The organism is Actinoallomurus vinaceus (assembly GCF_039542055.1).
In the GTDB taxonomy this organism is placed as follows: Bacteria; Actinomycetota; Actinomycetes; order Streptosporangiales; family Streptosporangiaceae; genus Actinoallomurus; species Actinoallomurus vinaceus.
On record NZ_BAABHK010000013.1, the window covers coordinates 63,557 to 88,250 of the forward strand.

21 protein-coding genes are annotated in these 24,694 nt (G+C 71.3%); 13 read left to right on the forward strand and 8 right to left on the reverse strand.

All coding sequences use genetic code 11. The annotated features are described in order from the left end of the window. Nucleotides 1-90 precede the first annotated feature (90 nt). Entirely contained in the window at nucleotides 91-1,134 is a 1,044-nt protein-coding gene (locus ABEA24_RS36465) for a hypothetical protein (protein WP_345436997.1), read from the reverse strand. Between the two features lie 173 nt (nucleotides 1,135-1,307). On the opposite strand from ABEA24_RS36465, the gene ABEA24_RS36470 reads away from it, so the two are divergent. The 4 genes from ABEA24_RS36470 (at nucleotide 1,308) to ABEA24_RS36485 (ending at nucleotide 8,501) form a co-directional block, all read left to right on the forward strand. Next, entirely contained in the window at nucleotides 1,308-2,375 is a 1,068-nt protein-coding gene (locus ABEA24_RS36470) for a CaiB/BaiF CoA transferase family protein (RefSeq protein WP_345436999.1), read from the forward strand. 45 nt (nucleotides 2,376-2,420) lie between these two features. Next, on the forward strand, nucleotides 2,421-5,282 hold the full coding sequence (locus ABEA24_RS36475; protein ID WP_345437464.1) for a helix-turn-helix transcriptional regulator: 2,862 nt from the start codon (nucleotides 2,421-2,423) through the stop codon (nucleotides 5,280-5,282). A 177-nt stretch (nucleotides 5,283-5,459) separates the two neighbouring features. Beyond that, nucleotides 5,460-5,603, forward strand: coding sequence for a hypothetical protein (locus tag ABEA24_RS36480; RefSeq protein WP_345437001.1), 144 nt, complete (start codon nucleotides 5,460-5,462; stop codon nucleotides 5,601-5,603). A gap of 30 nt (nucleotides 5,604-5,633) precedes the next feature. Next, complete coding sequence (locus tag ABEA24_RS36485) at nucleotides 5,634-8,501, forward strand: ATP-binding protein (protein WP_345437003.1); 2,868 nt, start codon at nucleotides 5,634-5,636, stop codon at nucleotides 8,499-8,501. Nucleotides 8,502-8,579: 78 nt separating this feature from the next. Here ABEA24_RS36485 and ABEA24_RS53785 read toward each other — a convergent pair whose 3' ends face one another. Next, nucleotides 8,580-8,678, reverse strand: coding sequence for a DUF397 domain-containing protein (locus tag ABEA24_RS53785; RefSeq protein WP_425551282.1), 99 nt, complete (start codon nucleotides 8,676-8,678; stop codon nucleotides 8,580-8,582). Nucleotides 8,679-8,702: 24 nt separating this feature from the next. After that, nucleotides 8,703-8,930: a Scr1 family TA system antitoxin-like transcriptional regulator gene (locus ABEA24_RS36490; protein WP_345437005.1), complete on the reverse strand. Its 228-nt coding sequence runs from the start codon at nucleotides 8,928-8,930 to the stop codon at nucleotides 8,703-8,705. 189 nt (nucleotides 8,931-9,119) lie between these two features. Between ABEA24_RS36490 and ABEA24_RS36495 the strand changes: the two genes are divergently transcribed. Continuing rightward, entirely contained in the window at nucleotides 9,120-9,998 is an 879-nt protein-coding gene (locus tag ABEA24_RS36495) for a GrpB family protein (RefSeq protein WP_345437007.1), read from the forward strand. A 217-nt stretch (nucleotides 9,999-10,215) separates the two neighbouring features. On the opposite strand, the gene ABEA24_RS36500 is transcribed toward ABEA24_RS36495, so the two are convergent. Further along, nucleotides 10,216-11,880, reverse strand: a complete 1,665-nt coding sequence (locus ABEA24_RS36500) for a purple acid phosphatase family protein (RefSeq protein WP_345437009.1) — start codon at nucleotides 11,878-11,880, stop codon at nucleotides 10,216-10,218. Between the two features lie 136 nt (nucleotides 11,881-12,016). After that, entirely contained in the window at nucleotides 12,017-12,487 is a 471-nt protein-coding gene (locus ABEA24_RS36505; RefSeq protein WP_345437011.1) for a MarR family winged helix-turn-helix transcriptional regulator, read from the reverse strand. Nucleotides 12,488-12,704: 217 nt separating this feature from the next. On the opposite strand from ABEA24_RS36505, the gene ABEA24_RS36510 reads away from it, so the two are divergent. After that, nucleotides 12,705-13,397, forward strand: a complete 693-nt coding sequence (locus tag ABEA24_RS36510) for a type 1 glutamine amidotransferase domain-containing protein (RefSeq protein WP_345437013.1) — start codon at nucleotides 12,705-12,707, stop codon at nucleotides 13,395-13,397. 51 nt (nucleotides 13,398-13,448) lie between these two features. Here ABEA24_RS36510 and ABEA24_RS36515 read toward each other — a convergent pair whose 3' ends face one another. Then, nucleotides 13,449-14,249 carry a class I SAM-dependent methyltransferase gene (locus ABEA24_RS36515; RefSeq protein ID WP_345437015.1) on the reverse strand — a complete coding sequence of 267 codons (801 nt, stop codon included), beginning with the start codon at nucleotides 14,247-14,249 and terminating at the stop codon, nucleotides 13,449-13,451. A 271-nt stretch (nucleotides 14,250-14,520) separates the two neighbouring features. Beyond that, nucleotides 14,521-15,267: an IclR family transcriptional regulator gene (locus ABEA24_RS36520; protein ID WP_345437017.1), complete on the reverse strand. Its 747-nt coding sequence runs from the start codon at nucleotides 15,265-15,267 to the stop codon at nucleotides 14,521-14,523. A gap of 165 nt (nucleotides 15,268-15,432) precedes the next feature. Between ABEA24_RS36520 and ABEA24_RS36525 the strand changes: the two genes are divergently transcribed. From ABEA24_RS36525 to ABEA24_RS36540, 4 genes are all read left to right on the forward strand, one after another. Beyond that, nucleotides 15,433-15,915, forward strand: a complete 483-nt coding sequence (locus ABEA24_RS36525; RefSeq protein WP_345437019.1) for a hypothetical protein — start codon at nucleotides 15,433-15,435, stop codon at nucleotides 15,913-15,915. 387 nt (nucleotides 15,916-16,302) lie between these two features. Continuing rightward, on the forward strand, nucleotides 16,303-16,980 hold the full coding sequence (locus ABEA24_RS36530; protein ID WP_345437021.1) for a response regulator transcription factor: 678 nt from the start codon (nucleotides 16,303-16,305) through the stop codon (nucleotides 16,978-16,980). Beyond that, entirely contained in the window at nucleotides 16,977-18,548 is a 1,572-nt protein-coding gene (locus tag ABEA24_RS36535) for a sensor histidine kinase (RefSeq protein ID WP_345437023.1), read from the forward strand. Before ABEA24_RS36530 ends, ABEA24_RS36535 begins: the two co-directional genes overlap by 4 nt. A 34-nt stretch (nucleotides 18,549-18,582) precedes the next feature. After that, nucleotides 18,583-20,469, forward strand: coding sequence for an acyl-CoA dehydrogenase family protein (locus ABEA24_RS36540; protein ID WP_345437025.1), 1,887 nt, complete (start codon nucleotides 18,583-18,585; stop codon nucleotides 20,467-20,469). Nucleotides 20,470-20,777: 308 nt separating this feature from the next. Here the strand turns inward: ABEA24_RS36540 and ABEA24_RS36545 are convergent, their stop codons facing one another. Further along, complete coding sequence (locus ABEA24_RS36545; protein ID WP_345437027.1) at nucleotides 20,778-21,665, reverse strand: LysR family transcriptional regulator; 888 nt, start codon at nucleotides 21,663-21,665, stop codon at nucleotides 20,778-20,780. 202 nt (nucleotides 21,666-21,867) lie between these two features. On the opposite strand from ABEA24_RS36545, the gene ABEA24_RS36550 reads away from it, so the two are divergent. The 3 genes from ABEA24_RS36550 to ABEA24_RS36560 all read left to right on the forward strand — a co-directional run bounded on the left by ABEA24_RS36550 (nucleotide 21,868) and on the right by ABEA24_RS36560 (nucleotide 24,560). Beyond that, nucleotides 21,868-22,731 (forward strand): GNAT family N-acetyltransferase, encoded by an 864-nt coding sequence (locus tag ABEA24_RS36550; RefSeq protein ID WP_345437029.1) that lies wholly within the window; start codon nucleotides 21,868-21,870, stop codon nucleotides 22,729-22,731. A gap of 190 nt (nucleotides 22,732-22,921) precedes the next feature. Continuing rightward, a complete protein-coding gene (locus ABEA24_RS36555; protein ID WP_345437031.1) occupies nucleotides 22,922-23,467 on the forward strand; it encodes an RNA polymerase sigma factor in 546 nt (181 codons plus the stop codon). After that, entirely contained in the window at nucleotides 23,460-24,560 is a 1,101-nt protein-coding gene (locus ABEA24_RS36560) for a CU044_5270 family protein (RefSeq protein ID WP_345437033.1), read from the forward strand. The genes ABEA24_RS36555 and ABEA24_RS36560 overlap by 8 nt, the downstream gene beginning before the upstream one ends. Nucleotides 24,561-24,694: the final 134 nt, after the last annotated feature.

The window sequence follows — 24,694 nt, forward strand, 5'->3', positions numbered from 1 at the left end:
CTGAACACCGGACGGCCTTTGTTTCCCCAAATGTGGACGGTCGTGGAAAGCCGGGAGGCGTCCGCCATACCGGCGGACGCCTCCCCCTGATCAGCGACCGTACTTGACGATCACGTCGGCCTTCTCAGTGAGATCACCCCCGGCGGACACGCTCAGCGCGCCGACGCCCCACACAGAGGTCGCCCCCTTGACCTGGGCGAGTCCGTAGACCCGCGTCGTGTAGCCGGAGCGCTGAGGCAGCGCGGTCAGGTTCCACCGTCCGGCGCGGTAGCGCAGGAGCCGGGTCTGGTCCGCGACCGCCCACAGGCCCTTCGACCCGTCGGAGACGAGCGCGCCGATCCCCCGGACCCCGGCCGCGGGCGTGGTGGTCGCCCACTTCTTGCCGTTCCAGTGAAGGATCACACCGTGGCCGGATGCCGACCCGGACACCCAGACGTCCTTCGCACCGAGCGCCAGAACGCTGCTGAAGCCGGTCTCACTGTCGGGGGTCAGGACCGTGCGCCACTTCTTGCCGTTCCAGTGCATCACGGCCGCTTGGTACTGCGTCTTGCCGGGAACGAGGCCGGTCGCCCAGATGTCGCGGCTCGACACCGCGCTGACGCTGGACACGAATCCGGGCACGGACACGGTCTTCCAGCTCTTGCCGTCGAAGTGCCGCGCCTGGCCGGCCGCAAGGTGGGCACCCAGGCCGAGCAGCCAGACGTCCTTCTTGCCGATGGCGGCGATCGCATCGCTGATCGGCTCGATGGCCTTATGGCTGGGGCCGGTGTGCCACTTCCTGCCATCCCACCGAAGTGCGTAGCTCTGAAAGGAGCGGACGTCGACGCCGGTGACCCAGACGTTCGTGCTCGACGAGGCGGCCACGTGTGAGAGGGAGATCCCCTTGACGGCGGAGGGGACCGCCAGCGTCTTCCACGTCTTGCCGTTCCAGTGCCGTACGAGCGCACGGTACTTACCGGAGACCGTCTCGTCGCCGACGGCCCAGACGTCCTTGGCGCTGACGGCCGCGACGGCGTGGATCCTGGCGTTCACATGGGTGCCCACGATGCGCCAGCCGGTAGCGGCAGCTGCCGACGACGCGAAGACAACCGTAAGAGCCGTGGCCGTACCGACCACGGCGAGAGAGCGTCGCATTACACCTTCCTGATGCGGGGCAGAGTTAGACCAGCCTCAGGAACGTACGCGAAAGGGGCCTATGGCCACATGGCATTCATCCTGGATCGAAACCCCGAACTCGGGAATCACCTGAAGAGACAAATTGTCTTACGCGGCCCCCTGCACCGAGCAAATGCTTGGTATAAGAAATCATGGGACTGCTCGATGGGCTTCGGGTGCTGGATCTGACGATGTGGCGGCCAGGGCCGTACGCCACGCAGCTGCTGGCCCAGCTCGGCGCGGAGGTGCTGAAGGTCGAACCGCCGGGCGGTGAGCCGATGCGGGCCTTCCGCGGCCACTTCGACCTGCTCAACCGGCACAAGCGCAGCGTCGTGATCGACCTCAAGGCCGACGCGGCGCGGTGCCTGGAGCTGGCGGCGGACGCGGACGTCTTCGTCGAGGGCTACCGGCCCGGCGTCGCCGACCGGCTCGGTGTGGGTTACGAGGCCGTACGGGCGGTCAACCCTCGCATCGTCTACTGCTCGATCTCCGGGTACGGCGCGAGCGGCCCGCTCGCCGCGCTGCCGGGGCATGACGTCAACTACCGCGCGTACGCCGGCACCGCCCCGCCGGACGACGGCGGGCACGAGTTCCCGGTCGCGGACATGGCCGCGGCGACGATGGCCGCCTTCGCGATCCTGGCCGCGTGCCACAAGGGCCAGGGAGAGCGTATCGACCTGGGCATGGCCGACGTCCTGGCGAACTGGATGGGCACCCTCCCGGTCCCCCGTGGTTCCGAGTCCGGGCGGGCGCGCGGGCCCGTACCGGGATACGGCGTCTACCCGGCCCGGGACGGCGGGCGGGTCGGCCTCGGGGTCGTGTCGGAGGACCGGCTGTGGGCGGCCACCTGCCAAGCTCTGGGACTCGACTGCCACGCCGGCCTGAGCTTCCCCGAGCGACTGGCCCGGGCCGAGGAACTCGACCGGGACGTCGCCGAGCGGATCGCCGCGCTGCCCCGGGACACCGCGGTCGCTCGGCTGACCGCCGCCGGCGCGCCGGTCGCGCCCGTCCTGTCCCCGTCCGAGATGAGGACCGTCGACCACTTTCAGCAGCGCGGCGTCCTCGACGGCAGCCCCGTACGGACCCTGCACGATCCGCCGCTGCCGCCCGGCCGGGCGCCGGACCTCGACACCGCTCAAGGTTGGTCGCGACGCACTGACGGCACCACGCCCTGCCGCCCCGCGCGAAGGAAACCGTACGGGCGTTCGCCGGACGAATAAACAGTCCGGTTTGTCCCAGCCGGATGGCATCCTTGGGGCGTGCGAATGGTCAGTAGCGTCCTGGCGGGTCGGGCCGATGAGCTCGCCTTCCTGGACCGAGTCCTCCGCGAGCCGCCGGCCGCCCTGCTCGTCGGCGGTGAGGCGGGTGTCGGCAAGAGCCGGCTGATCCGGGAATTCCTGGACTCGCGGCCCGGTGTACGGACCTTCGTCGGCGGCTGCCTACAGATCAGCTCCGAGGGCCTGCCGTTCGCCCCGTTCAGCGCCGCGCTGCGCCGGCTGGTCCGGGAGATCGGGGTGGAGGGCGTCGCCGCGCTGCTGCCCGGTGGGACACCGGCGGGGCTCGCCCGGCTCCTCCCGGAGTTCGGCGAGCCGGACACCGAGACCGGGACGGCGGAGGCGCGTATTCGCCTGTTCGACCACGTGCTGCTGCTCTTCGAACGGCTGACCGCGGACGAGCCGGCCGTCCTGGTCATCGAGGACGCGCACTGGGCGGAGCGATCCACCCGCGACCTGCTCAGCTACCTGATCCGCAATATCCCGTCCGGGCTACTGGTGATCGTCACCTACCGGTCCGACGAGCTGCACCGCGACCACCCGCTCCGCCCCCTGCTCGCCGAGTTGGACCGTGCCGACTGGGTCCAGCGGCTCGATCTGGACCGCCTGCCCCTCCGCGCCGTCGCCGAACAGGCCCGCGGCATCCTCGGCCGCGACCTCGACCAGCGGACCCTCGACGCCGTGTACGAGCGGAGCGAGGGCAACCCGCTGTTCGTCGAGGCCCTGCTGGACTGCAACGACCGGATCAACGGTGAACTGCCCGAGTCGCTGCGCGACCTGATCCTCGGCAGCGTGCGGAAGCTGCCTGAGGAGACCCAGGAGATCCTGCGCGTCACCAGCGCGGGCGGCGACCGCGTCGAGCACCCGCTGCTCGCCGCGGTGACGGGCCTGGACGACGGCGCGCTGTCCCGGGTGCTCCGGCCCGCCGTGGCGGCGAACGTCCTGGTCGTGGACGGCGACGCGTACGGTTTCCGGCACGCGCTGATGCGGGAGGCCGTCCACGGCGACCTGCTGCCCGGCGAGCACACCCGCACCCACACGCGGTTCGCCGAGGCGCTCGAGCGGGATTCGTCGCTGGTCCCGATGGGCCGTGTGGCCGCCGAGCTCGCCCACCACTGGTACTCCGCGCACGACGCCACCTGGGCTCTGGTCAGCGCCTGGAAGGCCGCGCAGGTCGCCAAGGAGGCGACCGCGTACACCGAGTGCATTCGCATGCTCGACCGCGTCCTCGAGCTGTGGGACAAGGTGCCGGACGCGGCGGAGCGGCTGGGGGTCGACCACGCCGGGGTCCTGGAGATGGCGATCGACGCCTCCGACCTGGCGGGCGAGACCGAACGCGGCGTCGCCTTCGCGAAGGCGGCGTTGAAGGAGATCGACGATCCGATCCGGGCCGCCGGCGTCCTGGAGTACCGCGGCCGGCTCAAGATCCGCCTCGGCCATCCGAAGGCGCTCGACGACCTGCGGGAGGCCGCGCGGCTGGTGCCCGCCGACCCACCCAGCGGAGCGCGGGCGCGCGTGCTGTCGACCCTCGCCCAGCAGCTGTACCTGCTGCCGACCGGCCTGGAGGAGGCGCGGGCGCTCGCCGTCGAGGCCCTCACCACGGCCCGCGCGGTCGGCGACGCGACGGTCGAGGCGCACGCGCTCACGACGATCGCCGGCTGCGACTTCTCCGACTACGACGGCGAACGCCACCTCGCCGAGCTGGCCAAGGCCGAGGCGGTGTACCTGCGGGGCGGGGCGGACGACTCGGCGATGCTGCGCATCGCCACGAACGAGTCCCACGTACTCGAGGGCCTCGGCGAGCACGAACGCGCCGTCGAGGTCGCGCGGCGCGGCGTCGCGCTCGCCGGCAAGAGCGGCGTCGCCCGCACCTCCGGGGCGTTCCTGAGCATCAACCTGGCCGAACCGCTCGTCTCGCTCGGCCGCTGGGACGAGGCCCTCGAGGTCATCGAGCACGCCCTGGAGCTGTCCCCGCCGCCCCTCACCCGGGCCTCGCTGCACTACATCATCGGCGTCATCGCGGTCGCGCGCGGCGACCTCGACGCCGCCGCCCGCGCCGTCAGCACCCTGGACGCGGTGCTCGCCCCGACCTTCTCCCGCACCCAGGAGCTGTTCCCCTCCGAGGGCCTGCGGATCGACCTGCGGGTCGCCGAGGGCGACCTGTCCGGCGCGCTCGACGCCGTCGAGCACGTGCTGACGGAGCTGCAGCCGTCGGTCAGCGTGCGCTACGGCCTGCCGCTGCTGTGCGCCGCCGCGCGGGCGTGCGCGGAGGCGGGCGGCGAGCGCGCCACGCGGCTGCTGACCCGGATCCGGGCGGCCGCCGAGAAGACCCCCGAGGGCGGCCGGGTCCAGCACGCGTACGCGCTGCTCTTCGAGGCCGAGGCGACCCGCGCCGAGGGCGTGCTCGACCGGGACGGGTGGGCGGCCGTCGCGGACGCCTTCGAAGCCCTCAAGCAGCCCTATCCCCTGGCGTACGGGCTGCTGCGGACCGCCGAGGCGAACGACCCGCACGACGCCGGGGCCCGGGAGGACACGACCGCGCGGCTACGGCAGGCCGCCGAGATCGCCGAGGGCCTCGGCGCCCGGCCGCTCCTCGAACGGATCGAGGCACACGCCCGGCGGTCCAGGATCGCCCTCGGCGGGCGGACCGGCACGCCCACGCTCGGGCTGACCCCGCGCGAGCTGGAGGTGCTCCGGCTCGTCGCGGAGGGCCGCAGCAACCGAGAGATCGCCGGCCGGCTGTTCATCTCCGCGAAGACGGCCAGCGTGCACGTGTCCAACATCCTGGCGAAGCTCCAGGTCGGCAGCCGTGGCGAGGCCGCGGCCGCCGCCCACCGGCTCGGCATCGTTTAGGGCCTGTCTCAAAGTCCCCGTCCGTAGCGGGGCTTCGAGACAGGCCCTAAGTCCCTGAGCATTCCAGCGACAGGTCTAGGCGGGACAGGGACCGCCGGATAGGACATTCACCCGATGTGCCGGATCCCGTCTTAGACCGAGTCTTGATGGTGTCAGCCACTCATACAGGAGGACACCATGCATCCCGACATCACGTACGCGCTGATCACGGAGCGTACGCGGGAGTGGCGGGAGGCGGCGTGGGAACGCCGGCTCCTCCGCCTCCCCCGCGGGCGGCGCCTGTCCCTTCGGACACCGCGCCCGCGCGTCACCTCGGCCTGAGATCCCGATATGCGTGGCATTCTGGACGGCGTGCGCGCACGTGAGGTGAGCCCCGCGTTCGTGGGCCGACAGGAGGAGCTCGCCGTCCTGGCCGACGCCCTACGACGGGCGACGGCCGGGACGCCCGGTGGCGTGCTGATCGGCGGCGAGGCGGGCGGCGGCAAGACCCGGCTGGTCGGGGAGTTCGCCGACCGGATCGCCGGTGAGGCGCTGATCCTCACCGGCGCCTGCCTGCAGCTCAGCACCGTCGGCTTCCCCTACGCGCCGTTCACCGCCGCGCTCCGCCAGCTCGTCCGCGAGGTGGGCACGTCGGAGATCGCCGCGCTCATGCCGCACGACGGCGCACGCGACCTGGCACGGCTGCTTCCCGAGTTCGGCGAACCGGCCGCCGATCCGGATCCGGACAACGCCCGGGTACGGCTGTTCGAGCAGATGCTCGTGCTCTTGGAACGGCTCGCCGAACGCCGCCCGCTGACGCTGATCATCGAGGACGCCCACTGGGCCGACCGGTCCACCCGCGACCTGCTGATCTTCCTGCTGCGCAGCCTGCGGCACGCCGCCGTCCTACTGATCATCACCTTCCGCTCCGACGAACTGCACCGGTCCCATCCCATGCGCCCCGTGATCGCGGAGCTGGAGCGCATCGAGGGCGTGGTCCGGCTCGACCTCCCCCGGCTGACGCGCGCAGAGACCGCCGGCCAGCTCGCCGGCATCCTCGGCAGCGAACCCGACCCGAAAGTCGTCGACGCGGTGTACGAGCGCAGCTCCGGCATCCCGCTGCTCGTCGAGGCGACCGCCGACTCCCCCGACTGCGGAATGCCGGAGTCGCTGCGGGACCTCGTACTCGCCGGCGTGCACCGGCTGCCCGAGGAGGCACAGGACCTGCTGCGCCTGGCCGCCGTCGCCGGCGTACGGTTCGGGCACGCGCTGCTCGCCGCCGTCTCCGGACTCGACGACAGGGCGCTGTCGTCCCTGCTGCGCCCTGCCGTGGACGGGAACATCCTGATCGTCGACGATCAGGCGTACGCCTTCCGGCACGCTCTCATCTGGGAGGCCATCCATGACGAGCTGCTTCCGGGCGAGCATTCCCGCTTTCACCAGCGGTTCGCCGAGGCGCTGGAGGCCGACCCGTCGCTGAGCGTCGGCGGTCGCTCCGCCGTCGAGGTGGCCATGCACTGGCAGGGCGCACACGATCACGAGCGCGCCCTGCAGGCGGCCTGGGAGGCGGCCCGCGAGTCGGAGGCCGCGTTCGCCTACGCCGAGCAGTTGCAGATGCTGGAGCGCGTCCTGGAGCTGTGGGATCGGGTGCCGGACGCGGCGACGCGGATCGGCACCGACCACGTCGGCGTGCTCCGGCGCGCCGCCCAGGCGGCCGGCGCCTCCGGCGAACCCGACCGCGGCCTCGCGTTCGTCCGCGCCGCCCTCGCCGAGGTCGACGAGGAGCACGACCCCGAGCAGGTCGCGCTGATCCTCCGGCGGCGGGCGCGGCTGAAGTTCGACCGAGGGCAAGCGGGCGCGCTCGACGACCTGCGGCGAGCCGAGCGCCTGCTGCCGGAGGACTCGCCGGAGCGGGCGGCGGTGCTGGAACCTTTGGGCCGCATCCTGGTCCTATTGGACGATGATGAGGCACGGCCGGTCATCGAGGAGTCCCTCGCGCTCGCCGACCGCGTCGGTGACGACTGTGCCGCGGCCGACGCGCTGAACAACCTCGCGATCGCGGAGGCGATCCACGGCCGCTTCGCCGAGGCGCTGGCCGCGCTGGAGCAGGCCGCTGCACGGGCGGCTCGCGCGCACGACGACGACGCCCGGCTCCGCTCGCTCGTCAACACCGTCGACGTCCTCTTCGTCCAGGGAGAGTACGAGGCGGCCATCGCCGCAGGGCGGCAGACGCTGGCGCTGGCCGAATCGCTCGGCCAGGCCCGTACGAAGGGGATCATCGCGGCCCACAACACGTCCGACGCGCAAGTCGCGCTCGGCCGCTGGGACGAGGCGCTGGAGACCATCGAGCTCGCCGAGAAAGTGTCCCCTAGCCTGGGGCGGCTCTCTCAGCTGCTCCTATGCCGCGCCGCGATCGCCATCGCCCGCGGCCACGGCGACGCGGCGGCCACGGCGATCGAGCGGCTCACCACGCTCTCCGCCGCGGACGACCCCTATCCGCAACAGCTCCTCCCCATCGCGCGGCTGAGCATCGAGTGGCGTCTCGCCGAGGGCGACGGCCCGGGCGCTGTCGCGGCCACCGTACGCGCCGTCACAGACCACGACATGGGCCGGGAGGCCCGGTATGTCTGGCCGATCCTGGTCGCGGGCATGCGGGCCTGCGTCATGGAAGGTGACCGGGCGCTCGCCGACCGGCTCCGAGCGATCGCCGCCGCGAAGCCGGCGTACGGCCCGGTGATGGCGGCCTGGCGCGCGACGTTCGACGCGGAGTCCGCCCAGGCCAACGGCGCAGCGGACCGTACGGCATGGGAGGCGGCGGCAACCGCGTGGGGCGAGCTCGGCTCCCCGTACCCCCAGGCCCACGCACTCCTCCGGACCGCCGAGGCCGCCATCGCCGACGGAGACCGCGACGCCGCGACCTGGATGCTCTGCGACGCCGCCGACATCGCCGACCGCCTCGGAGCACGACCGCTGCGCGCGGACATCGACCAGGTCGCCCGCCGCGCCCGGCTCCGCCTGGACCGCGGGCCCGGCGGTCAGGCGCCGCTCGGGCTGACGCCCCGCGAGCAGGAGGTGCTGCGCCTGCTGGCGGAGGGGCGCAGCAACCGGGAGATCGCCGAGACACTGTTCATCTCCGCCAAGACCGCCAGCGTCCACGTCTCCAACATCCTCGCGAAACTGGACGTCTCGAGCCGCGGCGAGGCCGCCGCCACCGCCCACCGCCTCCGCCTCACCGGCTGAACCGAGGCGAGCAAGGGACCCACCGGGCGATAAGAGAAACCCCTGGTCATCGACCAGGGGTTTCTCTTATCCAGCAGGTCAGCTCTTGACGACGGCGACTTCAACGCACGCGCCCTGTTGTTCAGAGCGCTGGGACTTGCGCCAGTCGAGGACACGCAGAACATCGGGCTGGGTCATGAGCACCGTCTCTCGTCCAATGGGTCATGAACCGGCCATTCGGCCGATCAGCGCGATCGTATCTTCAGTCGACAAGGCGTCAGCATTCAGACGGCGGAACACACGCCGGTACTGGGCGACACCCTCACTCTCGATCAGAAGCTCACCGCCGATGGTCTCGATATAGACGGCATCCGGATCCTGGCCTCGGAAGCTGATGATTGTGAACCGGCCTCCCGTGGCCGGATGTGGACCGGCGTCAAACGGGATCACCTGCAGGGTGACAAGCTCTGGCTTCCTCCCAACGCAGGGAGCACGCCAACCGGCAGACATGATCGCCGAGGCTCTTCGGTGTCATAGCAACGAAAGGTCTCGGCGAATGAGACTTGCTCCGCCACCTCGACCTGGAAGCCACCCGCGGTGCCCGGCCATGCGACGATCGAGATCGCGACGGGAGGTCACATGCTCAAGCTGACGGTCACCGGCAGGGACACCACAGCGGTGCGCCACACGCTCAAGCGCCTGCAGGAACTCGCAGCCGATAAGCCGGCCGACGTCCAGGTGATTCAAACGCCCGAACCAGACCCAGGTTCCTGCCATCTCGTAGTCGGGGTGCGCGCCGAGCACGAACGCCCAACATCGCTGGAGAACGCGGGAGTGGACGTTTGGGCGCCAGAGACCGGCGGCGGATCGGATGGGGTGCGTGAGCTCTGGCAACGCCGGATAGTGCCGTTCGCGACCAATCTCACCCAGCGCAAGCGCGCTCCCAGGCGCCAGCGGGTGGTGCTGGCCGATCCCGACCCGTCCTGGGCGCAACAAGCCGCCCGGCTCATGGACCGGCTCACCCTGGCAATGGGAGTTAGAGCACACCGCATCGACCACATCGGATCGACCTCCGTGCCTGGAATGTTCGCCAAGGACATCATCGATCTTCAGGTCGTCGTCGATGACCTCCAAACCGCGGTCGCATGCGCGGCGGCCAGCCACCGCGCCGGCTTCGTCCACGTCGTCGGCCCGTTCTACGGCATCGATCGACACGGAACCCACCATGACGAGCAGGTCGCGGTGGACGCCGATCCCGGACGATCAGCCAACGTTCATTTCCATCCGGTTTCTTCACCGATCTGGAGAGAGATGCTGCTACTACGCGACTGGCTTCGCGCCAATCAGAGCCATCGCGACGAATACGCGGCACTGAAGCGCACGGTGGCCGAACAAGTTGATCACGATGTCAACGCCTACAGCCTCGACAAGATGCCTTGGATCAGCCAGGCCCTCGCTCGCGCAGAGAACTGGGCACGAGAAGGCCCTCGACGAGACATCTCTTCAAACACAGCCTGACCACACCGCCCGGCGCCGCCAGGTCCCGGAGCCGGACGAGTCCGGGCCAAGGGTCCAGGTGATGCAGCGAATTGTCGGGCCGCCAGTCGGCCTGGCCGTCGGGCGAGTAGGCGTCGGCGGCCCAGCTCACGCGCAGAGCCTTGTCGAGTTCCAACAGGTTCCAGGGAGTCATCGCCGCAGCATCGCAGCGCCCACTGACAGAGCTCTCGGGGAGCCGTCAGCCGTCTTGACGGGTCCGTTGGAGGGTGAAGGTGTCGACCGGGGTGGTCTGGCCGTACAGGCCGGTGACGGCGTAGTAGGTCACGGCCATCGTCGTACGGCCGCCGGGCCGGGTGCCCGGGTCGACGGAGAAAGCGACGAAGCCGTACGGGTTCACGCGGTCGCGGACCGCCGACCACGGTGCCGGTTCCGTCACGTAGACCGGGGTCTTCTTGCCGTTGGCACCGGCCGGGCCGACGCCGGTGATCACATTGCACTGGGGCTTGTCGAAGAGCACGTCCGTCGACGGGATCGAGGTGCCGCCGCCCCCGATGACCATGTGGACGGTCCCCTTGCCCGTGTCGACGACGTCGGTGGCGGTCGCCGCCGGGTCGGGCGTCATGGTGTCGTTGGAAGCGTGGCCGCGGATCGGGTGGGACCGCTCGTAGTGATGTTCGTGACCGCAGACGACGACGTCGACGCCGTACTTGTCGAACAGCGGCAGCCATTCCTGGCGGATGCCGAGGTCGGCGCCGTTGCCCGGATGGTCGGCGGTCGAGATGGCGACCTGGTGCATCACGACGACGATCCAGTCGATGTCCCGGTTCGCGCGGGTGCGCGCGAGTTCGGCCTCCAGCCAGCGCCGCTGGGCGCCACCGGAGTAACCGCGGACGTAGGAGTTGCCCGCGTCCTGGTACACGACGTCGTCGTTGGCCAGGCTCACCACGCGGACGGATCCGACGGTGAACGCGTACCACAGTCCCCCGGTCTCCGCGTCGCCGCCGTTGCCGGGCAGCGCGAAGTAGGTCTGGTAGGCGGCGAAGCCGATCGGTCCATTGCCGAGCTCGTTCTCATGGTTGCCGACGGCCGGCATCCAGGGCCGGAACCGGGCGGACCGGGTCGTCATGTCGAACCAGTCCGACCAGGTACGGAGGCGGTCGGTGGCCAGGTTCGCGTAGCACAGGTCACCGTTCATGAGGTGGAAGAGCGGCGCGACGCGTTCGACGGCGGTGGTCACATCGCCCGCGTACGGCGAGCCGAGGTTGTCGTTGAGATACGTCAGCCTCTCGGTGATCTTCGCGGGCCTCGGTCCGTTCAGCTTCCCGACGGTGGGAGTGCCCTGGTCGCCGAAGCTGGTGAAGGTGAACGGCGCCCTGCCGCGGGGACCGGTCCGGAACGACCCGGGCTCCGGCGTCGTTCCGTTGTGAACCGCGGCGTACACGTAGTCGGTATCGGGGCGCAGCCGCCGCAGTCTGGCGTGATGCACGTAGATCGTCTGCCCGGACTGGCCGTCCTTGTAGAACGACGTCTCGGCCGGCACCTCGCGGCCGAAGCCACTGTCCGCTGTGCCCAGCAGGACCTTCGGCCGCCGTACGGGCACCGAGGTCTGCCAGGACACGACGACCTCTCTGGCGGCGTCCTCGCCGAACTGCAGGTGCAGGCCGCTGACCGGCGGCATGCCCGACCCCTCGGGCCGGCTCCACAGCGTCGGTGAGGCGGCTGCGGGCCGGACGCCCGTGACGGCGGCGAGGCCTACCGCCGCTCCGGTACCTGCCACTCCGAGCAGGCCACGTCGGCTCACCCCGCCGCCCGTCCTTTCCGGGCCCGTGGCCGTGCTCTGCTCGCCGTCCGTCTGGGGATATGTGTCCTGGGCGTGCCCGCCGCCCGGCGATGCCGTCGTCATGGGGACAACTCTTCAGATCGGCGCGGTCCGCCCGGTACCGGCGGACGGCGAACAGCGCGCCACTGACCGCTACGGGGCGACGACCCGGCGGTTAACCCGGACAACCATTTCGGCGGCCGGCTCAGGCGCTCCCGGGTCAGGGCAGATTGCGGACGACGGAGTCGTTCAGCCGTTCGAGGTAGGCCGCCAGTTGCTCCAGGTCCGGTCCCGACCAGTCGGACAGCGCTTCGCCGAGGAGCTCCGATCGCCGGGCGGCGGCCAGCCGCAGATGGCGGCGTCCGTCCTCTGTCAGCGCGACCCGGCGGATCCGCCGATCCAGTTCGTCGCGGACTCGGGCCACCAGGCCGTCCGCGGCCAGCCGGTCGACGACGCGCACCGCGCGAGCGCGGTCGACCAGGAGCGCGGCGGCGACATCGGACACGCTGGGCGGTGGCGGAGAACTGACCTCGATGAACCGCAGCACGCGGTACCCGGTCGGCGTCACGGCGGCGGGCAGTCCACCCAGGAACCGGTCCCGGATCACCGGGCCGTACAGCCCGAACCGGCCATGCCGCAGAACCTGCACCGCGGAGTCCAGCCTGCGCACGAGCTCCGCTCGCTCATCCATGACGCCAGTCTCCTCCGGTGCCGTGATCGCCGAGAGTCTTCGGGGTCGGAACAACGAAAGGTCTCGGCGAGCCGTACGGCGACCGCTCACCGCCACTGCCGTGATCGCCGAGGGGTACGTGGGGCCGGAGTCCTGATGGACGCATATAGCGCATAAGGTGGCAAACATCACATTCTCGGCCATTTTGATCACACAGCGACAGAGGGGGCGACTCCTTATGGCCAAGATCCTGTTTGTGGTGACCGGGGCGAGTTACTGGACGCTCAAGGACGGCACCAGGCATCCGACCGGTTACTGGGCCGAGGAGTTCACGGCCCCGTACAGCGCGCTCACCGAGGCCGGACATGAGGTCGTGGTGGCCACCCCCGGTGGCGTGGTGCCGCACGTGGACGTCATGAGCCTGCGCCCCTCGATGGCCGGCGGTGAGCAGATCGCCTTGGAAGAGGAGGGGATCCTGCGGTCCGCCGAGGAGTTGCGGCGGCCGATCGAACTGGCGGACGTCCGCCTGGAGGACTTCGACGCCGTCTACTACCCCGGGGGCCATGGCCCCATGGAAGACCTGTGGAACGACGCCGACTCGGGCCGGCTGCTGACCGCGGCCCTCGCCTCGGGCAAGCCCCTGGCCATCGTCTGCCATGCGCCGGCCGCGATGCTGGCCACCCGGCGAAAGGGGGTTTCGCCTTTCGCCGGCTACCAGGTCACGGGTTTCACCAACGACGAAGAGGAGGGCGTCGGGCTGGCTCCCAAGGCCAGGTGGCTGCTCGAGGACGAACTGGTCGGCCTCGGCGTCGACTTCACCCGCGGCGAGGTCTGGAAGCCGTACACGGTCGTGGACCGCAACCTGTACACCGGACAGAACCCCGCCTCCGCCGGCCCGCTGGCGAAGGAACTGCTCAAAGTGCTCGGTTGAGCAGTTCCTTTGCCGCGGCGGCCGTCCAGGCCGGCGCCGTGCGGGGCGTTCCTACTCCGGCACGCGGGCGACGCAGAAGACGGTCTGGCCGAACGGCGGGCGGACGAACCGCTCGATGAAGCGGGTGGTCGGCACGACCGTACGGTCGTAGATCTTGACGAGCTTCGGGTCGGGGTAGCCCGCGCCGCCCCGGCGGACCGCGGCCCACCAGGCGATGCCGCCGAGGAAGTTGATCGGCTTGAGCATGTCGATGTCGAGCCCGGCGCCGGTGACGGTCGCGGCCAGGGTCTTCGGCGTGTAGCGGGTCACGTGGCCGACCTTGCGGTCGAAGTCGCCGTACAGCTGCATGTAGCCGGGCACCCAGATGACGATGCGGCCGCCGGGCTCGACCACCGCGGCGAGGTCCTTCAGCGCCTGGACGTCGTCCTTGATGTGCTCCAGGACGTTCATCATGACGACGGTGTCGACCTTGCGCTTGATCTTGATCTCGGCCGGCAGCGCGAGGTCGAGCACCTCGACGTCGTCGTTGCCCTGGTAGCGCTTGTTCAGCTGCTCGACGCAGTAGGGGTCGTTGTCGCTGACGACGAGGTAGTCGAGGCGGCCCGCGAACTGCTCGGAGAAGTGGCCGAGGCCGGAGCCGACCTCCAGCAGTGACCGGCCGACGTGGGGGGCCACCGTGTCGTACTCGTACTGGCGGTAGTTCTTCGCCTCATCGCCGCCCAGGTGGTTCTCCAGCTGGCCCTCGCCTGCCGCCGGCTGATCATCACCCTCGAAGGTCTCCGGTGCCGGCCGACCGCTGCCGAGCAGGCCGAGGAGGGAGCGTGCGATGGAATTGTTCTTCGCTGCTGGCATGCGATCACTCGCTGAATGTCGACGACGGGCCCAGGTGGGTGAGAAGTCTATCCACAGCCGGTGCTCATCCGGCCACCGTGAACGGAACGCGCCGTACGTGAAATCGTGCCCCGCCCCGGGACCATGGTGGCCGGAAGGCCAGAACCCTTCGACAGCCGTGGCCATGAGCACATCGAGGTCGGACCATGGCCCGGGGCGGGAATCTGTGGGGGCTGCCGCCCTATGGCACAAAGGTTCACGATAATCCGTAGTGACCGCAAGATGGCTGTTTTCAGATGGTGAGTGCTCGATTGATCCGAGCGGCGGCGGTGCGGAGACGCGGGGCGCAGGCCTCGATCTTCGCCAGTCTCGCCGGGCTGCAGGAGACCGCGAGGGCCCCGACCGTTTTTCCGGACGCGTCGGTCACCGGTACGGCGGCGCACCCGGTTCCGAGGAGGTACTCCTCCCTGTCAAGGGCCAGCGGGGAGCCGAGCCGGCGTTCGAGCTCGCCACGATGGGTGATGGTGTGCGGCGTCAGGCCGATCAGCGGATGCCGGGCGAGGTGCTCTCGCCGGGCGGGTGGGTCGAGCTGGGCCAGCACGCACTTGCCGATCGCGGTGGCGTGCGCCGTCTGGCTGAGGCCGGCCGACAGGTCGACCCGGGGCGTCCGTGGGCCGTCCGCGATGTCGACGACGCGGAACTCCCCCTCCTCGTACATACAGAGGTACGCCGCCACGCCGAGCTCGTCGCGGAGGGAGGTCAACACGGCCCGGATCCGTACGAGCCGGTCCTGGGTGCGTCGGTCGTCCTGCAGCGAGTCGACCCGGTCGCCGAGGAGGTAGGACCCGTCGCTCGTGCGTACGACGTATCCCTCGTGGACGAGTGTGCGCAGCAGGTGATAGGTCGTGGCCAGCGGCAGCCCGGCCTGACGGGCGAGCTGTTTGGCCGGTGCGCCGCCGGGGTGCGACGCCACCGCCTCCAGAAGATGCAGCGCGCGCTGCACGGAGACGATGAGGGTTGGCCTCCGTGTCTCATTCATCACGCACAGCGAACCCCGGCTCCTGTGGCACGGTCAAGCGCTTTGTGCAATCTCTCCGTCTTGGACCGTTCCTGGCCATCTCCCACGGATCTCCCAGATTCCTCCACCGGGTTCTTCAAGACCTTCTTCTTCACTGGATGAGGGCAACCTGAAAGGAGGCCGAAGTTGAACAAGAAGATCGTTGGCGGTGTCTCCGCCTTTGCCGTCGGCGTCGTCGGCACGGGCGTCTACCTGGCCGTTCCCGCGTCCGCGGGCGCGTCCGGGGGCGCCCGGCCCGCGGCGGCCCACGGTGGAAAGCGGCACCCGCTGCGCGGCGTCCGCGCCGTCCGCGGCATCCACGGGCAGGCGACCGTCCGGACGAAGAAGGGCTTCGCCCAGGTCGACTGGCAGCGAGGGCGGCTGACCGCGACGAGCGGCGGGACGCTCAGCGTCCGCAGCGCCGACGGCGTCACCTGGCAGTGGAAGACCGACGACAAGACCCGGGTCCGCAAGAACGGGGCGAAGTCGACCGTGTCGCAGCTGGCCACGGGCGACTTCGTCGTGGTCGCGGGCCTGGACGCCGGCGGCGCCCGTACGGCGAAACGAGTCGTCGTCCCGAAGAAGGTCCCGGCCCAGGAGACCGCGTCGCCCACCCCCTCCCACAGCTGACCCGCCGCCCCGCCCCGGAAGCCGGTTCCCGCCTTCCCGGGGATGATGGCCGCTTCCCGGCGTCGGTGGCCCCCCTCACGGGGCGATGGCCACCCGCCTGCGGTCGGTGGCCGTCCCCCCCGGGGTCGGTGGCCGCGCTCCAGCTGTCGGTGGTGCCCTTACGGAGTCGGTGGCCGCCCTCCTGCGGTCGGTGATGCCCCTGACGAGGTCGGTGGCCGCCCTCCCGGGGGCGCTTGCCGCCCTACTGCGGTCGGTGGCCGTACCGCTCCCAGGATGGTGGCCGCCGTCCCGGGGGCGTTTGCCGTACCGGTCCCGGGACGGTGGCCGTCGTCCTGGGGTCGATGGCGCACCTGCCCCGGGGACGGGAACGGCGCGATGATGGAGCCGATGGACAACCCACGAGTGCTCGTCGTCGACGACGAGCCGAACATCCGGGATCTGGTGGAGGTCGCCCTGCGCTTCCACGGATTCGCCGTCGTGACGGCGGCCACGGGAGCCGAGGCGCTGCGTCGGGTGCACGACGACCGCCCCGGACTCATCGTGCTCGACATCATGCTGCCCGACCTGGACGGCTTCGAGGTCTGCCGCCGCCTGCGCGGCGACGGCGACGAGACGCCGATCATCTTCCTGACGGCCCGCGACACGCCCTCGGACACGGTGACGGGGCTGACGCTCGGCGGCGACGACTACGTGACCAAGCCGTTCGCGGTGGACGCGCTCGTCGCCCGCGTACGCGCGGTGCTGCGGCGCGCCCGGCCGCGCGGCTCCGCCGACGAGGTTCTCCGCGTGGGCGACCTCGAGGTCGACGTCGCCCACTGGACGGTGCGCCGGGCCGGCGCCGAGATCGAGCTGTCGCCGACGGAGTTCCGGCTGCTCGCGTTCTTCATGCGCAACCCGGGCCGGGTGCTGACCCGGGCGCAACTGCTGGAGAACGTCTGGGGCTGGGACCACTCGGCGGGCTCGCCGGTCGTGGAGACCTACATCAGCTACCTGCGCCGCAAGCTCGGGCCCGACCTGATCCACACCCAGCGGGGTGTCGGCTACGCTCTGCGGCCCCCGGCATGAGGTCGCTCAATTCCCGGCTCGTCGCCGGGCTGATCGTCGTCACCGCGGTGGGGCTGACGCTGATGGGCCTGGCCAGCGCGGTCGCGATGCGGACCTACCTGCTGCACCGCGTGAACAACCAGCTGGAGGCGGTACGCCGGAGCCCCAAGCTGGCCACGACCGTGGACAACGGCGTCTCCGGCCGCTACGTCGTGCTCAAGGTGACCCCGGCGGGCCGGCTCTGGGCGGCGGGGAACGGTTATCCCGATCCGACCCGTGCGCTGGAGCGCGCACGGACGCTGGGCCTGGATCCACTCTTCGCCGAGGCGCGGCGGGGGAAGCCGTTCCGGTTCGGGGGGATGCGTGCGATCGGTCTCGTGGGGCCGCGCGGGAACGCCACCGTCATCGTGGACCCGCTCACCGACGTCCACGCGACCGTGGCTGGTCTCCTCGTCGCCGAGTCGGCCACGGGGCTGGTCATCCTCGGTCTGGTCGCCCTGCTCGGCCGCGGACTGGTCCGGCGGGGACTCTCGCCGTTGTCCCGGATGGCGGCCACGGCTCACGGCATCGCGGGCGGCGGCGACCTGAGCGCCCGGATGGAGGAGTCGCCGTCGGAGGTGGGCCGGCTGGCCGGCGCGATCAACGTCATGCTCGGCCGGATCGAGCAGGCGTTCCTCGCGCGGCTGCGCTCGGAGGCGAAGGTGCGGGAGTTCGCCGCGGACGCCTCGCACGAGCTCCGCACGCCGCTGACGACCATCCGCGGCTACTCCGACCTGTACGAGCAGGGCGCGGTCACCGCCGAGGAGGCGATGCGGCGGATCTCCGGCGAGGCGGCGCGCATGGGCCGCCTCGTCGACGAGCTGCTGGAGCTCGCGCGCCTGGACAAGGGCTCGGCGCTCTCTCCGGAACCGGTCGACCTGGCGGCGCTGGCGCGGGAGGCCGCGGCGGACGCGACGGCCGTGGAGCCGGGCCGGCCGGTGCGGCTGGAGGTGCCGGACTCGCTGGTCACCGTGGCCGACGAGGCGCGGATCCGGCAGATCCTTGCGAACCTGCTGGCCAACGTGCGGGCGCACACCCCGCCCCGCACGCCGGCGACCGTACGGCTGGCGCGGACCGACTCCGCGGTCGTCCTCGAGGTCGCCGACGAGGGGCCGGGGATGGCTCCGGAGGAGGCCGCGCGGGCCTTCGACCGGTTCCACCACGCTCAGGGCAGCGGCGGCAGCGGCCTGGGGCTGGCGATCGTCGCGGCGATCGCGGCGGCGCACGGCGGGCGCGCCGCGCTGCGTTCGGCGCCGCGCGCGGGCACGGTCGTCCGCGTCGAGCTGCCACGCGTCGCGCCGCCCCCGCAAGCCAGGGGCGGCCCGAGCGCCATCCCGCCCCCACAGACCCCGTCCCCACAAACTCCGCCTTCGCAGACCCCGCCTCCGCGAACCGGGGAGGGCGCAGGCGCCATCCCGCCCCCGAACACGCCGCCTCCGCTGACCCGGGAGGACCGAGGCGTCACCCGTCCGCTGCCGGCCGACCCGTACGTCGCCCCGCCTCCGCAAGCCGGAGAGAACCTCCCGAATACCGGATCTACTGGCGGGTAGAACCAAGGAGTAACTTCCTACGGAGGTGATCCTCATGGCGCACGTGGACGAACGCACCGCCCGCCGCGTCGCCGAAGAGGCACGCGAGACGTCATGGCGCCTGCCCAGCTTCGGCAAGCAGCTGTTCCTCGGCGACTTCCGCCTCGACCTCATCCATCCGCACCCCCGGGCCGATGAGGAGGAGCGGGGCAAGGGCGAGGAGTTCCTGTCCCGGCTCCGGGAGTTCTGCGAGACGAAGGTGGACGCCCGGATCATCGAGCGCGAGGCCCGCATCCCCGACGACGTGATCAAAGGGCTGAAGGCCCTCGGCGCCTTCGGCATGAAGGTCCCCGAGCAGTACGGCGGCCTGGGCCTGAACCAGGTCTACTACAACAAGGCGCTCATGCTCGCCGGGTCCGCGCACTCCGCCATCGGCGCGATGCTGTCCGCGCACCAGTCCATCGGCGTCCCCCAGCCGGTCAAGCTCTTCGGCACCGACCAGCAGAAGCGGACGTTCCTGCCACGCTGTGTCAACGAGATCAGCGCGTTCCTGCTCACCGAGCCCGACGTCGGCTCCGACCCGGCCCGGCTGCGCACCGTCGCCGTTCCGGACGGCGACGACTACGTCATCGACGGCGTCAAGCTGTGGACCACCAACGGCGTCGTCGCGGACCTGCTCGTCGTCATGGCGCGGGTGCCGAAGTCCGAGGGCCACCGGGGCGGCATCACGGCGTTCGTCGTCGACGCGGACAGCCAAGGCATCACCGTCGAGAACCGCAACGCCTTCATGGGCCTGCGCGGCATCGAGAACGGCGTCACCCGCCTTCACCAGGTCCGCGTGCCCGCCGCGAACCTCATCGGCGAAGAGGGCCAGGGTCTGAAGATCGCGCTGACCACGCTCAACACCGGGCGCCTGTCGCTGCCGGCCATGTGCGCGGGGGCGGCCAAGTGGAGCACCAAGATCGCCCGCGAGTGGTCGAAGGAGCGCGTCCAGTGGGGCCGCCCGATCGGCGAGCACGAGGGCGTGGCCACCAAGATCTCCTTCATCGCCGCGACGGCGTACGCGCTGGAGGCGATGGTCGACCTGTCCAGCGCCCTCGCCGACAACGAGCGGGGCGACATCCGCATCGAGGCGGCGCTGGCCAAGCTGTGGGCCTCGGAGATGGCCTGCCGCGTCGCCGACGAACTCGTGCAGATCCGCGGCGGTCGCGGCTACGAGACCGCCGAGTCCCTGGCCGCGCGCGGCGAGCGGGGCGTGCCCGCCGAGCAGCTCCTGCGCGACCTGCGCATCAACCGCATCTTCGAGGGCTCCTCGGAGATCATGCGGCTCCTCATCGCCCGTGAGGCGGTCGACACGCACCTGTCCGTGGCCGGCGACATCATCGACCCCGACGCCGACCTGAAGGCGAAGGCCAAGGCGGTCGGCCGCGCGGGCGGCTTCTACTCCACCTGGTTCCCCACGCTCCTCGCCGGGGCGGGGCAGCGCCCCGGGTCGTACACCGAGTTCGGCCCGCTGGCGCGGCACCTGCGCTACGTCGAGCGCTCCGCGCGCAAGCTGGCCCGCTCGGTGTTCTACGCCGCCGGGCGCTGGCAGGGCGCGCTCGAACGCAAGCAGGGCTTCCTCGGACGCATGGTCGACATCGGCGCCGAGCTCTTCGCGATCAGCGCCGTCTGCGTCCGGGCCAAGGCCGACGACCGGCCCGAGGCGTACGAGCTGGCGGACGCGTTCTGCGAACAGGCGCGGGTGCGGATCGGCGAGCTGTTCGACCGGCTCTGGCACAACACCGACGCCCTCGACGGGAAGGTCGCCCGGCAGGTGCTGGACGGCCGCTTCACCTGGCTGGAGGAGGGCGTCCTCGACCCGTCTATCCCCGGCCCGTGGATCGCCGAGGCCGAGCCCGGCCCGGCCGAACGCGAGAACGTCCACCGCACCGTCGCCTGAGGTCGACGGGGAAGGCCCGTCCGGACCCGCAGCCGGACGGGCCTTCGCATGCCCACCGCGACCTGACCGGCATGCGAGGGTGCGGCGCCCGCTGTTCCGGCGCCCGGACCGCTGCCCGCCCGCGGCGACCTGACCAGCACGTGAGGGTGCGCGCCCGCGTTCCGGCCCTCGGCCCGCTGTCCTCCGGCAGCGGCCTGACCGGCGTGCGAGGGTGCGCACCCGTGTTCCGGCGCCCGGACCGCGGCGCACGGCGCACCCGCCCGGGGGCGTCGGCGGCGCACTGCCCGGTTCCGCCGACCGGCGGAACGTCAGCCGTCGGCGGTGTGATCGGTGGCGGCCTGGGCGAAGGCCTGGACGATCGGGGTTTCGGCGGCGGTGCGCCAGACGAGCGCCCATCGTATGGGCGGGGCGTCGCGGATGGGCAGGGAGACGAGGTTGGGCCAGGGGTAGAAGCGCGCGGCCTCGGCCGGGACCGCGAGGACCGCCTGCCCCGAACTGACCGCTTTCAGTTCGTCGTCGAAGTTGGCGACCAGGGGCCCGCGAGGGACGGGACGGCCGGAGGGAGTGTGGAAGGGCTGGAACACCTCCTCCACGTACGCGGGGACCGAGGAGCTGTGCGCGATGAAGGTGAGATCGCCGAAATCCTCCCGGCAGACCGAGTCACGGTCGGCGTAGGGGTGAGTGGCGGCGAGCATGAGCGCCTGCGGGGAGGTGTGGGTGACCGGGCCGACGGTGAGGTCGGGTTCGCGGACCGGCAGCCAGAGGAGCGCGATGTCGACCTCACCGGAGCGCAGCAGGTCGAACGGGTAGACCGGGTTGATGTCGCGGTGCACGAGCCGCGCGTTCGGGTGCCGCTCCTGGAACAGCTCGACGATCTGGTCGATCATCCAGCCCTGCGGGCCCATGGTGCCCAGGGTGAGGGTCCCCAAGGTGCCGCTGGCGGCCTGCTGGGCCCGCTCCACGCTCTGCTGCAGCCCGTGGAACATGGGGGCCAGGTCGTCGCGGAGCTGCCGGCCGAGCGGGGTGAGGCGGACGCTGCGCGTGGTCCGTTCGAACAGCGGGCCGCCGATGCGGCGTTCCTGCTGCTTGATCGATTGGCTGACCCGGGCAGCGGTGATGTGCAGCCGGTCGGCGGTCCGGCCGAAGTGCAGCTCCTCCGCCAGCGTGAGGAAGATCTCGATATCGCGCAGCTCCATTTGAGACGGATCGTACTCATAAGTTTCGCTAATCGGTCTGTTCGCAAATCTGGCATTGATCGCGGTCTGGTGTCCGCGCCACGCTGCGGTGCATGACTCTTCATCAGGACACCGTGTGGTGCGCGGGGACGCTTGGGCGATCCCGTCCCGCCCACCGGCGATGACAACGGCATCCGGCGGTTCACCGTCCTCGCTGCCAGGGATGAGTGTCGACCCCATCGTGTCCCTCGGGGAGCCGGCGGCCGAGCAGGTCCGGGCCTGGCATGCGGTGGTCGTCGCCTCCATGGCCCACGACCTGCCCGGTCTGGCGCCGCCGGACCTCGAACGGTTCCGCATGCGACTGGCCACCGGTCCGACGGCCGCGTGGGCGGCCACCGTGGACGGCGAGGTCGTGGGGCTGGCGATGCTGTGCCTGTCCACCCCTGTCGCCACCGCGAAGGCACAGGTGCACGTCCATCCGGCCTACCGGTGCCGTGGCATCGGCAGCGGGCTGCTGGCCGCGCTGGCCGCCGAGGCCCGCGCCCGCGGGCGGAACGGCGTCATCCTGGCGGCGCCCGCGGACGGGCCGGGCGACGGTCTCTGCCTGCGCCGGGGGCTGACCCGGGTCCGTACGCTTCACCACCTGCTGCTGTCCATGGACGACGTGCATCCGGCCTGGCTGGACGAACTGGTCGCGGTTGAGCACCCGGGCTACCGCCTGGCCGGGACGGCGGATGTCACGCGGCCCGGCCGGCGCGGCAGGGTCCCCGGCGATGTGCTGCTGACCGTCGCCGCCGAGCACGCCCGCCAGGTCGTCGGCTGCACCGAGGTCGTGATCCCCGGCGGTATCGGCACACGCGTCACCCAGCACGACCACCCGCTGGTCGCCGGTCATCGTGGCCTCGGACTCGACCTGTGGATCAAAGCGGCGATGCTGCGCACCCTGCACGACGAGTACCCGCAGGTCGACCAGGTCGCCACGGACAACGCCGAGCATGACGCCGACCTCCTGGCCGTCAACCGGCACCTGGGTTTCCGCCTGCATCACCGCACCAACGAATACCGCCTGGACCTTCCCCGGCCCTGACTGATCCGCACCGTCGTATGACGGCGGGACGGAGGCACGAACGAGGAGATCCCCGGCGGCCGCCGCGCGTAGAGTGCGGCGGCAACCGGGGGTCGATCATGTCGGGCGGCGGGAAAGGCCCCAGGGCCTTCGTCGGAGTACCGGTGACAGCTCTCGCTCACCGGAAGGTGCCCACGATGGACGTCAGAACGTGAAGGGCGCGCGGATCGCCGAGCCGGCCGCACGCACGCCCGACGCCTTCGCCGCGCTCTACGACGAGCATTTCCCCGCCATCTACGACTACGTCGCGAGCCGCCTGGGCCGGGACGTCGCCGACGACATCGCCGCCGACACGTTCGTCATCGCCCTGCGCAAACACGGCGGCTACGACCCGGAGAAGGGCCCCGTACGGCCCTGGCTGTTCGGCATCGCGACGCGGCTCGTCGCGCAACACCGGCGGCACGAGATGCGCCGGTACCGCGCCCTGGCCAAGCTCGGCCCGGAAGAGGTCGCCGACAGCCACGAGAACCGCGTCGTGAACTGGGTTCGCGCCGAGGGCCTGCAGCCGCGCCTGGCCAAGGCGCTCGCCGCGCTGCCGCGCGGGCAGCGCGACGTCCTGTTGCTCAGCGCCGTCTCCGAGCTCTCCCATGAGGAGATCTCGGTGGCGCTCGGCATCTCGTACGGAACGGTCGGCTCCCGCCTGAGCCGGGCCCGCAAGAAGGTGCGCTCCGCACTCGGGGAGGACAACGATGGATGACCAGCGCATGATCCGGAGCTTCCTGGCGGAGGCGCCTCCGTCGGCGGAGGTGATCGCCGAGGGACGGCGGCGCGTCCTCGCCCAGGCGAAGCCCCGGCCACGGCCGCGGGGCACGACCTTCCGGCTGGGGCTGGGCGGGCTGGGCGTGGCGACGGCGGCCGCCGCGACCGCGGTCGCCCTCACGGTGAGCGGCGGCTCCCCCGCCTCCCGGACCATGCCGACGACGCAGCTCACCGCGCAGCAGGTGCTGCTCGCCGCCGCGCAGAAGGCCGCCTCCGAACCGGTCGGACGCTACTGGCACTCCCACGTGATCGACGGTCAGGCGTACCACGTCGCGAAGGGCGACTATGTGATCACCGGCGCCCGGCACGAGATCGACCAGTGGATCGCCCGGACCGACGGGGATGACGACGTCTTCCGCAGCCGGTTCGCCGGGGCGATCCCCCAGACGTCCGCCGACCGGGCCGCCTGGCAGCGCGCGGGATCGCCGTCGACCTGGCGCGTGCTCTCCAACGGCCAGTACATCGCGCAGACCGCGACCCCGGACAAGTGGGATCTCGTACGGACGACGCCGGCGCAGCGGAAGGGCTACGAGAAGATGCTGGCCCGGGCGCGGAAGGAGTGCGCCGCCAAGCCGCGGATATGCCCGGCGGCCCAGCAAATCACCCAGGCCCAGCGCGAGGCGCTCCCGAAGGACCCGTCGGCGCTGCGGGCGTACCTGCTCAGCCCCGGCGGCAAGGGGGGCCCGAGTGCCGCGCTCACCAACGCCGCGCACTTCCTGGCGAAACCCGGCTCGCCGAAGCTGCGCGCCGCCGTCTTCCGGACGCTCGCCGGCATGCAGGGCATCCGCAACAAGGGCCGGACCACGGACGTCCGCGGACGGACCGCCACCGCGCTGGCGGCGAGGAGCTCCGACGCGCGCGGCACGTTCGACGTCGAACTGCTGCTGCGGCCCGGCACCTATCAGGTGCTCGGCACCGAGACCGTGCTGGTGTCCGGGCGGGGCGCCGAGACCCAGGGCATGAAGCCGGGGACCGTCTTCACGCAGGAGCTGTTCCTGGAGATGGGTTGGGCGAACACCGCCCCCCGCTGACCGGGCTCCCGATCCCCGGCGGTCGCCGCCGCGTCTCTCGCGGCGCGCCCGCCGGGGGATCAGCGCTTCAGGAATCGCGTCAGCTCTTCGAGGACGGCATCGGGGCGTTCCTCGGCGAGGAAGTGGCCGCAGTC